We start from the raw sequence: 12,652 nt of genomic DNA on the forward strand, positions 1-12,652 counted from the left end.
GTCGCGGCCGTCAGCGCAGGTAGTTCTCGACGAGCGCCACCCAATAGGCCGCACCCATGGGCAGGATGGCCTGGTTGAAGCGATATTCGGGGTGGTGGACCATCTTGCCCGGGCCCCCGCCCAGGAAACAATAGGTCCCCTTCCTCTCCTGCAGCATGAAGGCGAAATCCTCCGACGCCAGGAAGGCGGGCCCGGGATAGATCACCCTGTCGTCGCCAAAGGCCTGCCGCGCGATCTTCACCGCCTTTTTGGTCTCGCTCTCATCATTGACCAGAACGGCGCCCGGAACGCCCTCGCGGATGTCCGACGTGCAGCCGAAGGACTCGGACTGATGCGCGACGATGCGGCGGATGTTGCCGAGGATCATCTCGCGATCGTCCGGCGTTGTCGTTCGGATCGAGAGACGCAGGATCGCCTTGTCGGCAACCACATTGCCGGCATTGCCGGCCAGGAAGGCGCCGATGGTGACGACGGCCCGATGCGCGGGCGCGACGTTGCGCGACACGATGCTCTGGATCGCCATGACGATCGACGAGGCGGCCACGATCGGGTCAATGGCTAGCTCGGGCATGCCGCCATGGCCGCCCCTGCCGACGACCTCGACCTCCCAGTTGTCGACCGATGCCATCGTCTCGCCGGCCCGGAAGTAGAGCTTGCCCTCGTCGAGGCCCGGTATGTTGTGCATGCCGAAAACCGCGTCGACCGGAAAGCGTTCGAACAGCCCGTCGTCGATCATGGCGGGAGCGCCCTCCATGGTCTCCTCGCCGGGTTGGAAGATCAGCCGGACGGTGCCGTTGAAGTTCCTGGTCCGGGCGAGATAGCGGGCGGCACCCAGCAGCATGGCCGAATGACCGTCATGGCCGCATACATGCGCCACGCCGGATACCGTCGACTTATAGGGGAGATTCTCCCGTTCCTCGATGGGCAGGGCGTCGAAATCGGCCCGCAGCCCGATGGCCTTGTCGCCCCCGCCGGCCGTCAGCGTGGCCACAATGCCATGTTTGCCGACACCGGTGGCGACGTCGTCGACGCCGATGCTGCGCAGCTGCTCCTCGATATAATCGGCGGTTGCGGTTTCCCGCATCGAGAGTTCCGGGTGACGGTGCATATGCTCGAACCACTCCTTCATGCGCGGGGTGTCCTGTTCGAGCTCCGTCGCGAACGCTTGCATGTCGCGTCTCCTCCGTGAGGGGAGACCGGCTCCCGGGTCAGCCCTGCTCGCCGGTCTTGCCCTTCGGCACGGTGGTCACGATCGAGATGACCGCCGCTACCACCATCACCAGATTGGCCAGCAGCGCGAAGAAGGCCGCCTCGCGCGAGGCCAGATTTTCCTGCCGTCCAACGAATGTGATCACCCCCTCGATCCAGCGAATGCCTTCTTCCCGGCCGGCGATGGCGGTGTAGATCGTCGACGATATGGCGACCCCGAACGACGCGCCGAGCGACGAGGCCATCTTGTAGATGCCCGCTCCCGCGCCCGCCTGGTCTTCGGGGAGGTTCGACAGCGCCGCATCGGTCGAGGGCGTGGCATAAAAGGCCAAACCCAGCCCGAAGAGCGAGAAGGCGATGACGGCCAGTATCGTATAGGTGCCCAGCATCAGGTTGGTCGGCATCAGCAGCAGGATCGACAGGCCGACGATATAGCTCCCCCACAGCATCGGTTTGCGTGGCCCGAAGCGCTGCAGCAGCTTTTCGCCGGCGCGAATGAAGGCGAGGATCGTGATCGCATAGCCGACGGTGAGCAGACCGGCCCGCTGGGCCGACATCTCGCCGCCCTCCTGGAGCAGCAGCATCGCGACCATGATGATCCCGGCGGTCGCGTTCAGCAGAAGGTTCGAGATGGTGGCGCCGGTATAGGTCAGGTTTCGGAACAGGCGGAACTGCACGAAGGCGTTCGGATTGCCGCTCTCGATCCGGTAAAAGGCAAAGCCGAAGATCAGAGCGGCCGCCAGCAGGCCCACCGATGCCGGGCTGGTCCAGCCGAAGACGGCGCCCTGGGTGGCGAAGATCTGCAGCGCAACCATGGTCACCATGAATGTCAGCACGCCCGCGAGATCGAACCGATAGCCGGCTTTCGGGGGCGCTTTGCTTTCCGGCGTGCCGCGCACCATCAGCAGGCCGATCAGCGACACGATGGCGGCAATGATGAAGATCCAGCGCCAGCCGACATTCTCGGCCATCAGCCCCCCGAACAGGGCCGCGAAACCCGAGCCGCCCCACGAGCCCATCGACCAAAGGGAAATGGCGCGCTGGCGCTCGGCGCCGTCCCAATAGGCCTTCACCAGCGCCAGCGACGACGGCATGACGAAGGCTCCGGACAGCCCCTGGCAAATCCGGCCGAGCATCAGGAACGTCCCACCCATCGGCCCGGCCGGAGCCAGCCCGACCAGCAGCGACCCCAGGATCGAAAAGCCGAAGCCGACGAGCAGCATCCGGACGCGCCCGACCCGGTCGGCCAGGCCGCCGACGACCACGATGAAGATCCCCGAGAACAGCGCCGTGATCGACACCGCTATGTTCATGAACGACTGTTCGACGCGGAGATCCGCGGCCATGACCGGCGCGATGTTCAATGTGGTTTGGGCAAAGAGCCAAAATGCCAGCACGCCCAGGATGATGCCGTAGAGCAGCCGGTCATTGCCGCGGTAAACTTGGGTCGTGGTCTTATCCATGAAGACCTCCCTGCACCCCCTCCAAAATGACAGGTTCGGAGGTATCCGCCAATCCAAAGAAGACGCGGCCCGTCGCACGCCGGAATTTCGCTCTTGTGCGCCTTGCTGGGCAAGGGCAATAAGGTGGCATGACGCACCAGGGACATTTTGCTGACCCGGCTTCGACGGCGACTCGTTCGCGGTCCGGTTTCGTGCAGCTTTCCCTGCGCTGGTGGCGCTCGACTGCCCTTCGATGGCGGGCCGCGCCGACGTTCGACTAGATCTCCCTTCACGAGATCGACTGCGAAATTGGCCCGCCTCCTGGCGGGCTTTTTTTTACCCTGACGAAAGCTGTGTTGTCATGATCATCACATTGAAGCCGGACACGCCGTCCGAGGCAGCCGACGCCTTGCTCGCGCGGATCTCAGAAACAGGATTGAGGGCGCTCCACATGCCGGGCGACGACCGGGTGGTGCTGGGCGCGCTGGGCGAGGCGTCTGTCGTCGCCGAGCTTGCGCTCGAAAGCCACCCCCATGTGGCTTCGGTGGAGCCGATCCTCGCCCCTTACAAGCTGGTGAGCCGCGAGCTTCATCCGCACGACACCGTGATTCCCCTTGGCAGGAGCGCGATCGGCGGCCGGGACTTTTGCGTGATCGCCGGTCCCTGTGCCGTCGAGACGCCCGATCAGCTCCGGGCGACCGCGCGGGCGGTCAAGAATGGCGGCGCGGTCGCCCTGAGGGCAGGCGCCTATAAGCCGAGGACGAGCCCCTACAGCTTCCAGGGCCATGGCCCCGACGGGCTTCAGCTCCTCTCGGAAGCGGGCCGGGAGATCGGCCTTCCCATCGTCACCGAGGTAATGGAGATCGCCGACGTCGACCTGGTCGCCGCCCATGCCGACATCGTCCAGGTGGGGGCGCGCAACATGCAGAATTTCGCGCTGCTGAGGGCGCTGGGGCGTATCGGAAAACCCATTCTTCTGAAGCGCGGCTTCGCGGCGCGCATCGAGGATCTGCTGCTCGCCGCCGAATATATACTCGCCGAAGGCAACGATCAGGTCATTCTGTGCGAGCGCGGCATACGCACCTTCGAGACGGCGATCCGCAATACGCTCGACCTCGCCGCCGTGCCCTACATAAAGGCAAGAACGCACCTGCCCGTCCTGGTCGATCCGTCGCACGGCACGGGTATCCGCGACCTCGTCCTCCCCATGTCCCTCGCCGCGGCGGCCTGCGGCGCGGACGGGCTTCTCGTGGAGGTTCATGAAGATCCAGCAGTCGCCTGGTCCGACGGAGAGCAGTCGCTCTACCCGGCGCAGTTCGACGCGCTGATGGCGAAGCTTGGCGCGTTGCTGCCGATATTGGGAAGACGGCTCGCATGAGGGCGCCGGAGCTTCAACTGGGCGAGGCGGTCGCGCTTCGGCGGATCCTGTCGGTAAGCCGCGATCCGCTGAGCCTCTACGCGGCGCTGACCGATCGTGGCCAGCGCACCGACACATTGCTCCTGGAGGAGGCGGGCGGCAGGGCCTTCATCGTCGACAAGGCTGCCGTTCGCGCGGAGTGCAGGGGCCGCGATGTCACGCTCACCGCCCTCTCGAGCGGCGGACGGCGCGTCCTCGAGGTCGCGGCAGCGCAGCTCGGGCGATATGTCGCGGCTTCGGCCGAGGATATCCTCACCCTCAGCTTTCCGAAGACCGACGAAGAGGGGGCCGAAGCCCGCCTGATCGCCCCGTCACCCTTCGATGCGCTGCGAAGCCTGGTGCAGAACCTCAAGAGTTTCTCCGCAGACGAGCCGTTCGCCCTCTTCACGGCCGGCATCGTTTCCTTCGATCATGTGGACATGTTCGAAAGCCTGCCGGCGGGGCAGGAGGATGTCCTTGGCTTCCCCGACTACCAATTCTGGCTCGCCGAATCCCTGATCGTCGTGGAGCCGCACGCGTCGGTGCGGCTCATCTGCACCGCTTTCGGATCGGATTGCCGCCGGGAAGCGGAGCAGGCCCATCATGAGGCGGCCCAGCGGCTCGCACGGCTCGTCCAAAGGTGTGAGGCCGCCACCAGGAGCGTCGAGGTCCCGGCCACGGCCGAGGCGCCCGCCGAGGTGGCGGTCGACATCGACGACGAGAGCTTCGCATCGCTCGTCGACCGTCTCAAGCGCAACATCGAGGCGGGAGATGTCTATCAGATCGTGCCGTCCCGCACCTTCGAGATGCCCTGCAGCGATCCCGTTACGGCCTTCGCCAAGCAGCGCGGGCTGGACCCGAGTCCCTACATGTTCTTCGTCTCGGGTCCCGACCAAATTATCTTCGGCGCGTCTCCCGAAAGTGCCGTCCGCGTCCATCGCGACGAAGGCTGGCCGATCGTCGAGGTAAAGCCGATCGCCGGCACGCGTGCGCGCGGCGAGACTCCCGACCTGGACGACCGTCTTGAGGCCGATCTTCGGCTCGACGAGAAGGAGACGGCCGAGCATATGATGCTGGTCGACCTCGCCCGCAACGACGTCGCTCGGATCAGCATCCCCGGCACCCGGCGGGTTGCATCGCTCCTCAAGGTGGAGCGCTTTGCGCGGGTCATGCATCTGGTCTCGCTAGTGCGCGGCAATCTTGCGATCGGCTTCGACGCCTTCCACGCCCTCCAGGCTTGCCTCAATGTCGGCACGCTCACCGGCGCGCCCAAGCTCAAGGCCATGGAGTTGCTTAGGCAATGGGAAGCGACAAGGCGCGGCCCCTATGGCGGCGCGGTCGGTTGGGTATCCGGCGCCGGCGAGATGGACAGCGCCGTCATCATCCGATCCGCCGTCGTCCGCGATGGACAGGCACGGGTGCGGGCGGGCGCCGGCGTGGTGCATGATTCCGATCCCGTGCGCGAGGCCGATGAAACGAGGCGCAAGGCGTCTGCCGTCCTGATCGCGCTGGCATCGGCGGAGGCGGCGCGATGAAGCCCCAGATCCTCCTCGTCGATCATCTCGACAGCTTCAGCTTCAACCTGGCCGAGTCCTTCGAACGAATGGGGCGCCGCGTGCAGGTGATGAGGAGCCATGTCGAGGCGGGCCGCGCCTTCGACGTGGCGATGCGCAACGAGGCGATCATCGTCCTCTCGCCCGGTCCCGGCCGGCCGGCGGATGCCGGCTGCTACCTGGAGTTGATCGGCCTCGCACGGGGCCGTCTCCCGCTGGTCGGCATTTGCCTCGGCCATCAGGCTATCGTCGAGGAGGCCGGGGGCGCCGTCCGCGGCGCCCCCGCGATCGTGCACGGCAAGGCCTCGGTCCTTCATCATGACTCGGAGGGGCCCTTCCTGGGGTTGGAAAGCCCGCTTCGTGTCGGACGCTACCACTCGCTGTGCACGCCCGACGTGCCGGAGCGATTCCAGGTACATGCCGAGCTCGACGGCATGGCGATGGCGATCAGCGACCCCGAGGCGCTGCAGGTCGGGCTCCAATTCCACCCGGAATCGATCCTCACGCCGCTCGGCGACCGCATACTCGCCAACATATTGGCGAGCTGCGATCGCTGGGGTCGTCAGACGGCGGCCAGCGCCTGATCGATGTCGGCGATGATGTCGTCGACATGTTCGATGCCGATCGACAGGCGCACGAGATCTTCCGAGACGCCCGCGCGGGCCAGCTCTTCCGGGTTGAGCTGACGGTGCGTCGTCGAGGCCGGATGGCAGGCGAGCGACTTGGCATCGCCGATATTGACGAGCCGCAGGATCATCTGGAGCCCGTCGATGAACTTGCCGCCGGCTTCCTTCCCGCCCTTGATGCCGAAGCTCAGGATGCCCGAGCCCTTGCCCTTGGTGATCTTGCGCGCGACCGCATTGAACTTGCTGTCGGGAAGCGCGGCATAGCTGACCCATTCGACCTTGGGATGGGCCTGGAGATGCTGGGCGACCTTGAGCGCGTTCTCGCAGTGCCGCTCCATCCTGAGGCCCAGCGTCTCCAGCCCCTGAAGGATCAGGAAGGCGCTGTGCGGCGCGAGCGCGGCGCCCATGTTGCGAAGCGGCGCCACCCGGGCGCGTCCGATGAACGCGGCCGGCCCCAGCGCCTCGGTATAGACGACGCCGTGATAGGAGGGATCGGGCTCGTTTAGGATAGGGAAGCGGGCCTTGTTGGCGACCCAGTCGAACTTGCCGCTGTCGACGATCATGCCGCCCACGGTGGTGCCATGGCCACCGATATATTTGGTGAGGGAGTGGACGACGATGTCGGCTCCGAAATCGAAGGGGCGGCACAGGAAGGGCGTCGCCACCGTATTGTCGACGATGACGGGCACGCCGTGGCGATGAGCGATCTCGGCGATGCGCTCGATGTCGACGACGTTGCCGGCCGGGTTGCCGATCGATTCGAGGAACACGGCCCGGGTGCGCTCGTCGATCAGGGCCTCCAGCCCCTCATAGTCGTCGAAGGCCGCCATGCGCACTTCGATGCCCTGGCGGGGGAAGGCGTGCATGAAGAGGTTGTAGGTGCCGCCGTAGAGCTGGGAGATCGACACGATATTGTCGCCGGCCCCCGCGATCGTCTGGATCGCGTAGGTGATCGCCGCCATGCCGGAAGCGAGGCCGAGCGCTGCGATCCCCCCTTCCATCTCCGCCACCCGCGCCTCGAGCACGGCGGTGGTCGGGTTCATGATGCGCGTATAGATGTTGCCGGTGACCTTGAGGTCGAACAGGTCGGCGCCATGCTGCGTGTCGTCGAACGTATAGGACGTCGTCTGGTAGATCGGCACCGCCGCCGACCGGGTCGTGGGATCCGACGAATAGCCATGGTGCAGGGCAACGGACTCGAGCTTCATTTCATTCTCCTTCGGGGCCTTAAAGCCCGATAGTCATGGGGGTCAAAGAGGGAGGCAGGGGATGGCGCGCGGCGATCCGCTCAGGCCGCGAGCAGATCGGCCTCCTCGATGCTACAGGGGCTGAGGTCTGGCGAACGGTCCAGCTCTTCGTAAAGCGCGGACAGATCGTTCCTGAGCACCAGCTTCAGTACGTCCTCGAAGCGGTCGATCACGAAGTAGCTGAGCTGGAATGAGTCGGTCCGGTAACCCGTTCTCAGGACCCGCCTCAGATCGAAATTCAGCCGGTGCGGTTTCGCGCTTTCGAGCGAATAGTGCGATTCGCCGAAGCTCGACAGGATGCCGGCGCCGTAGATCTTGAACGCGCCGTTCTCGCGGGCCAGCCCGAACTCGACGGTGTACCAGTAGAGACGGGCGAGGCGATGGAGGGCGCCAAGCTCGACCGCCTCGAGGCCCAGATGGCCGAGCGCCTGCATGAAGTCGGCGACGTCGGGCTGGGCGAGGAGCGGCACGTGGCCGAAGACGTCGTGGAAGACGTCCGGCTCCTCGAGATAATCGAGCTGGTCCGCGGCGCGGATGAAGTTTCCGGCCGGAAAACGGCGTTCGCTCAAATGCCGGAAGAATACGTCATCGGGAACGAGGCCCGGCACGGCGACGACCGTCCATCCGGTGCGGCGATGGAGCTTGTCGTTCAGCTCGTCGAAATTGGGAACGCCGGGGCGCGAGAGGTGGAGCACGTCGAGGCCCTGGCCGAATGCCTCGACGGCGCGGCCGTGGAGCAGGGTCTGCTGGCGGGCGAAGAGGGTGTCCCACACCCAATGGTCCTCCGCCGTCAGCTCGTCCCAGCGCTGGGGCACCGTCCAGTCCTCCGCCGCGCCAGTAGGGGGCGTCGGCGAGGCGAGGGCGCCGTGCCTTTCTCGTTGATGATTATCATTCTGCAACATCGTGGGTTCCTTCTTGCAACAAGAAAAAACCCCGCCTGGAGGACCGGGCGGGGTTCGAAATCTGCGAGCCTTTTGCGTGCGCGCGTCAGCCGATCTCCGCCCGTCGGGTGAGATAATAGGTAAAGCAAATGACCGACGCCGCGGCAGCGGCATCGCGCGATGCGAGGGCCTCAAGGCCAAAGGTCACACGGCGGGTCATCGGCAAGGGTTCAACCCGTCTTGGAGGCCCGTGTCAACATGAAAGCGGCGCCGCCCCGTCCGGTCAGGCTCTACGGTCGAGGAAATGCTCGACCTCCTCTAGCTCTACACTCATGTCGACGAAGGCCTGGCCGATGCCGCGGGTCAGGATGAAGGGAAGCCGTCCCCCCTCGCGCTTCTTGTCGTGCATCATATGGGCGACGAGTCTCCTGCCGTCGGCGGCGATGCCGATATCGCCGAGCCTGGTGGGGAGTCCGGTGGCGGCGAGGTGGGCCTGGACTCGCTCCGCGTCCGCGGACGGACAAAGGCGCCGTTCCACCGAGAATTGGAAGGCGCAGACGATCCCGGCGGCCACCGCTTCGCCATGGAGGAGGCGATCGGAATAGCCCGTTTCCGCCTCGAGCGCGTGACCGAAGGTGTGGCCGAGATTGAGAAGGGCGCGGCGGCCGAGCGTCTCGCGCTCGTCTTCGGCGACGATCCGGGCCTTGCCGGCGACGGCGGCCGCGATCGCGTGGTGGAGCAGGCCGGGTTCGCCTCCGAGCAGCGCCGGGCCATTTTCCTCCAGCCAGGCGAACAGGGGCGCATCCTCGATCAGCGCATATTTGACGATCTCGGCATAGCCGGCGCGCAGCTGGCGCGCATCGAGGGTGGCCAACACCGTCGGGTCGATCAGCACCAGCGAGGGCTGGTGGAAGGCGCCGACCAGATTCTTTCCGGCCGGCACGTTGATCGCGGTCTTGCCGCCGACGGAGCTGTCGACCTGGGCGAGGAGGCTCGTCGGGATCTGGACGAAACCGCAGCCGCGATTGACGATGGCGGCGGCGAAGCCGGCGAGATCGCCGATGACGCCGCCGCCGAAGGCGACGATATGGTCGCGCCGCTCGACGCCGAGCGCGAGCAGCCGGTCGACGAGGTGCGCGAGCGTCGCCCAGCTCTTGCTCGCCTCGCCGGGCGGAAGGATGATGGGCGCGGCCTGGACGGGTCCCAGCCCGCGGCTCAGCCTTTCGCCCTGGGCCGCCCAGACGGTTTCGTCGCTGACGACGATCAGGCGGCCGTCGCGAGCGAAGCCCGCCAAGTGATCGGCGGCTCGATCGAGCAGGCCTTCCTCGACGAGGATATCGTAGCTGCGTTGGCCGAGGGCGACGTTGAGGATGGTCATCCGCACTGAGCCCGGTGGAGGAGCTTCTGGTCGGCCAGGACGAACGCCATCATCGCCTCGACGACCGGCGCGCCGCGGATGCCTACGCAGGGATCGTGGCGACCCTTGGTGCTGATCTCCGTTTCCGCGCCCGTCCGGTCGATCGTGGGCACGGGAGTCAGGATCGAGCTCGTCGGTTTGAACGCGACGCGGACGACCACCGGCTGCCCGGTCGAAATCCCGCCCGCTATTCCCCCCGCATGATTGGCGAGGAAGGCGGGGCCGGCACGCATCGGATCGGCATTGTCTTCGCCGCGGGCCCGCGCCGCCGCGAAGCCGTCGCCGATCTCCACACCCTTCACCGCATTGATCGACATGCAGGCGGCGGCCAGCTCGCTGTCGAGCTTGGCATAGACGGGGGCGCCCCAACCGGGAGGAACGCCGGTGGCAACGCATTCGACCACGGCGCCGACCGAGGATCCCGCCTTGCGGACATCGTCGATGAGCTTTTCCCAGCGCTCGGCGGCGGCCGGGTCGGGACAGAAGAAGGGGTTGGCCTCGATGGCGGAGTCATCGAAGGCGGAACGGTCGATCGCGTCCCCGCCGATCTCGACGACATAGGCGCGGATCGTGACCTCGGGGACGATGAGCCGCGCGACCGCTCCGGCCGCGACGCGCGAGGCGGTTTCCCGCGCCGAGCTGCGCCCGCCGCCGCGCCAGTCGCGCAGCCCGTATTTGGCGTCATAGGCATAGTCGGCATGGCCCGGACGATAGGCGGCGGCGATCTCGCCATAATCCTTGGAACGCTGGTCGACATTGTCGATTGCGAGGCTGATCGGCGTGCCGGTCGTGCGGCCCTCGAACAGGCCGGAGAGGATACGGACCTGGTCGGGCTCGCGGCGCTGGGTGGTGAAGCGCGAGGCGCCGGGGCGCCGCCGGTCGAGCCAGGGCTGGATGTCGGACTCGGACAGCTCGAGCCCCGGGGGGCAGCCGTCGACAATCGCGCCGATGGCTGGCCCGTGGCTCTCGCCCCAGGTCATGAAGCGCAGGGCGCGGCCGAACATGTTGTAGCTCATGCACTGTCTCCCGGCCGACCGACGACCCGAAATCGGGTGGCGTTGTCGGGACGGTCATGCACATCCCGGCGCAAGATCGCCAGACCATAGGTCCTGGCCGCCGCCGAGGAGGCGAGCACCGCGGTTTGAAGGTCGGTTCCGGTCGCCAGCTTTTCCGCCGCGATGGCCGTGTTGGCGGCGGCGGCGGTCGCGAGCTTCAGCGAGCGCAGCGTCTCGGCGCATTGGGCGAGCGCCATCGGGTGGCTGATCGCTCGGATAATCGCCTCCAGCCGGGCTCCGGGAAGGGATAGAAGATGGAGGCGGATGGGAAGCGAGTGTTCCGAAACGGTGGCGAGAGGGCTCTGGGCCAAGACGCGATGCGCTTCCTCAACCGGGCCGGCGCTGCTGTTTTCGATGGGAAGAATACCGAGATCAGCTTCGCCGGCCTCCACTGCAGCGGCTACGGCGGCGAAGCTGGGTTTCGCGATGGGCCAAAAGGCGGGCAAAAAGGCGAGGCAAGCCTCGTGGCTGAAGGCGCCGGGCAGCCCCTGATAGGCGACAGTTGGACGGCTCATGCGATGCGAGCCCCGATAGAACCCATGGTCCGAGCGAAGCCGGGGAAGCTGGTATCTATCATGTTGGCCGAATCCACGGAGATGGCGCGTTCGCTGGCGAGGCCCATGACGAGGAAGCTCATGGCGATGCGGTGGTCGTCATGGGCGAGCACCTTGGCGCCACCGACGGGCGGGCCGCCAAGGCCATCGACGATGAGCGTGTCGCCTTCTTCCCAGGCCTCGATCCCGCAAGCGGCGAGGCCGGCGAGGATGGCAGCGAGGCGGTCGCTCTCCTTCACCCGGAGTTCGCCGATGCCGTGCATCACGGTCCGGCCGCGCGCGAAGGCGGCGGCGATGGCGAGGATCGGATATTCGTCGATCATGGAAGGCGCGCGCTCTGCGGGCACCTCGACGCCGCGAAGCGGACTGGAGCGGACGGCGATGTCCGCAACCGCTTCGCCCGACATAGAGCGCTGATCGAGGAAGCGGAGGTCGGCTCCCATCTCGGCCAGCGTCGTGAACAGGCCGGCGCGAAGCGGGTTGACCATGACCGAGCGGACGGTGAGGTTCGAGCCCGGCGAGATGAGCGCGGCGACGAGCGGGAAAGCGGCGGAGGAAGGGTCGCCGGGTATTTGGAGGGTGGCGGCGGTGAGCGAACGCTGGCGGCCGAGACGGACGAGGCGGCCGTCCGCCGTCTCTTCGACCTCGACGTCGCACCCGAAGGCGCGGAGCATGTTTTCGCTATGGTCGCGGCTCGGGGCGGGCTCGAGGACCTCGACCGCAGCCTCGGACCGGAGGCCGGCGAGCAGGATGGCGGACTTGATCTGCGCCGAAGCCTTGTCGTTCCGGAAATGGATGCCGCAAAGCCTCCCGCCGCGAAGCCGTACGGGGAGGCGCCCCCCCTCGCTCGCCTCGACTTCGGCACCCATCGTCCGGAGTGGGGCGAGCACCCGGTCCATCGGGCGCCGGGTGAGGGAGCGGTCGCCGGTGAAGACCGCTTCGAGGTCGAAGCCCGCGGCGGCGCCCATCAGCAGACGCACGCCCGTTCCCGAATTGCCGCAATCGATCGCTGTTGGCGGCGAGCGCCAGGCGCCGCCGGTGACTCGCCATTCGCCGGGGGCGCAGCGTTCGGCGGTGGCGCCGAACGCCCGCACGGCGGCGGCCGTGTCGAGCACATCCTGGCCTTCGAGAAGGCCGGAGATGCTCGTCGTGCCCTTCGCCAGCGCGCCGAGGATAAGGGCGCGGTGGGACATGGACTTGTCCGCCGGCACCTCGATCGTGCCGCGAAGGGCGGGCGACGCCGTGGCGGTAGCCTGGTCGCCGGCCATAAGC

Annotated in this window: 11 protein-coding genes; 3 read left to right on the forward strand and 8 right to left on the reverse strand. The window is 66.8% G+C overall.

Translation table 11 applies throughout. The features are described from left to right. Window positions 1-10: 10 nt before the first annotated feature. Together DF286_RS10295 and DF286_RS10300 are read right to left on the reverse strand one after the other, a co-directional pair. Complete coding sequence (locus DF286_RS10295; protein WP_109271350.1) at window positions 11-1,171, reverse strand: amidohydrolase; 1,161 nt, start codon at window positions 1,169-1,171, stop codon at window positions 11-13. Between the two features lie 37 nt (window positions 1,172-1,208). Then, on the reverse strand, window positions 1,209-2,672 hold the full coding sequence (locus tag DF286_RS10300; RefSeq protein ID WP_109271351.1) for an MFS transporter: 1,464 nt from the start codon (window positions 2,670-2,672) through the stop codon (window positions 1,209-1,211). A gap of 340 nt (window positions 2,673-3,012) precedes the next feature. Between DF286_RS10300 and aroF the strand changes: the two genes are divergently transcribed. From aroF to DF286_RS10315, 3 genes are read left to right on the forward strand one after another with little or no spacing between them, the layout of a single operon-like run. Continuing rightward, complete coding sequence (gene aroF, locus DF286_RS10305) at window positions 3,013-4,029, forward strand: 3-deoxy-7-phosphoheptulonate synthase (protein ID WP_109271352.1); 1,017 nt, start codon at window positions 3,013-3,015, stop codon at window positions 4,027-4,029. Beyond that, complete coding sequence (locus DF286_RS10310; protein WP_109271353.1) at window positions 4,026-5,582, forward strand: anthranilate synthase component 1; 1,557 nt, start codon at window positions 4,026-4,028, stop codon at window positions 5,580-5,582. Before aroF ends, DF286_RS10310 begins: the two co-directional genes overlap by 4 nt. Then, window positions 5,579-6,184 carry an anthranilate synthase component II gene (locus tag DF286_RS10315; protein WP_109271354.1) on the forward strand — a complete coding sequence of 202 codons (606 nt, stop codon included), beginning with the start codon at window positions 5,579-5,581 and terminating at the stop codon, window positions 6,182-6,184. The genes DF286_RS10310 and DF286_RS10315 overlap by 4 nt, the downstream gene beginning before the upstream one ends. Here the strand turns inward: DF286_RS10315 and DF286_RS10320 are convergent. The 6 genes from DF286_RS10320 to aroA all read right to left on the reverse strand — a co-directional run bounded on the left by DF286_RS10320 (window position 6,163) and on the right by aroA (window position 12,648). Continuing rightward, on the reverse strand, window positions 6,163-7,434 hold the full coding sequence (locus DF286_RS10320; RefSeq protein WP_109271355.1) for an O-acetylhomoserine aminocarboxypropyltransferase/cysteine synthase family protein: 1,272 nt from the start codon (window positions 7,432-7,434) through the stop codon (window positions 6,163-6,165). The two genes, DF286_RS10315 and DF286_RS10320, sit on opposite strands and share 22 nt — an antisense overlap. 80 nt (window positions 7,435-7,514) lie before the next feature. Continuing rightward, entirely contained in the window at window positions 7,515-8,375 is an 861-nt protein-coding gene (gene phhA, locus DF286_RS10325) for a phenylalanine 4-monooxygenase (protein WP_109271356.1), read from the reverse strand. A 262-nt stretch (window positions 8,376-8,637) separates the two neighbouring features. After that, window positions 8,638-9,732 carry a 3-dehydroquinate synthase gene (gene aroB, locus DF286_RS10330; RefSeq protein ID WP_109271357.1) on the reverse strand — a complete coding sequence of 365 codons (1,095 nt, stop codon included), beginning with the start codon at window positions 9,730-9,732 and terminating at the stop codon, window positions 8,638-8,640. Continuing rightward, window positions 9,729-10,787, reverse strand: a complete 1,059-nt coding sequence (aroC, locus tag DF286_RS10335; RefSeq protein ID WP_109271358.1) for a chorismate synthase — start codon at window positions 10,785-10,787, stop codon at window positions 9,729-9,731. The genes aroB and aroC overlap by 4 nt, the downstream gene beginning before the upstream one ends. Further along, window positions 10,784-11,341 (reverse strand): prephenate dehydratase domain-containing protein, encoded by a 558-nt coding sequence (locus DF286_RS10340; protein ID WP_109271359.1) that lies wholly within the window; start codon window positions 11,339-11,341, stop codon window positions 10,784-10,786. Before DF286_RS10340 ends, aroC begins: the two co-directional genes overlap by 4 nt. Next, window positions 11,338-12,648, reverse strand: coding sequence for a 3-phosphoshikimate 1-carboxyvinyltransferase (gene aroA / locus DF286_RS10345; RefSeq protein ID WP_109271360.1), 1,311 nt, complete (start codon window positions 12,646-12,648; stop codon window positions 11,338-11,340). The genes DF286_RS10340 and aroA overlap by 4 nt, the downstream gene beginning before the upstream one ends. Between the last annotated feature and the right edge of the window lie 4 nt (window positions 12,649-12,652).

Origin of the sequence: Sphingosinicella humi, from assembly GCF_003129465.1 — a bacterium.
Taxonomy (GTDB): domain Bacteria; phylum Pseudomonadota; class Alphaproteobacteria; order Sphingomonadales; family Sphingomonadaceae; genus Allosphingosinicella; species Allosphingosinicella humi.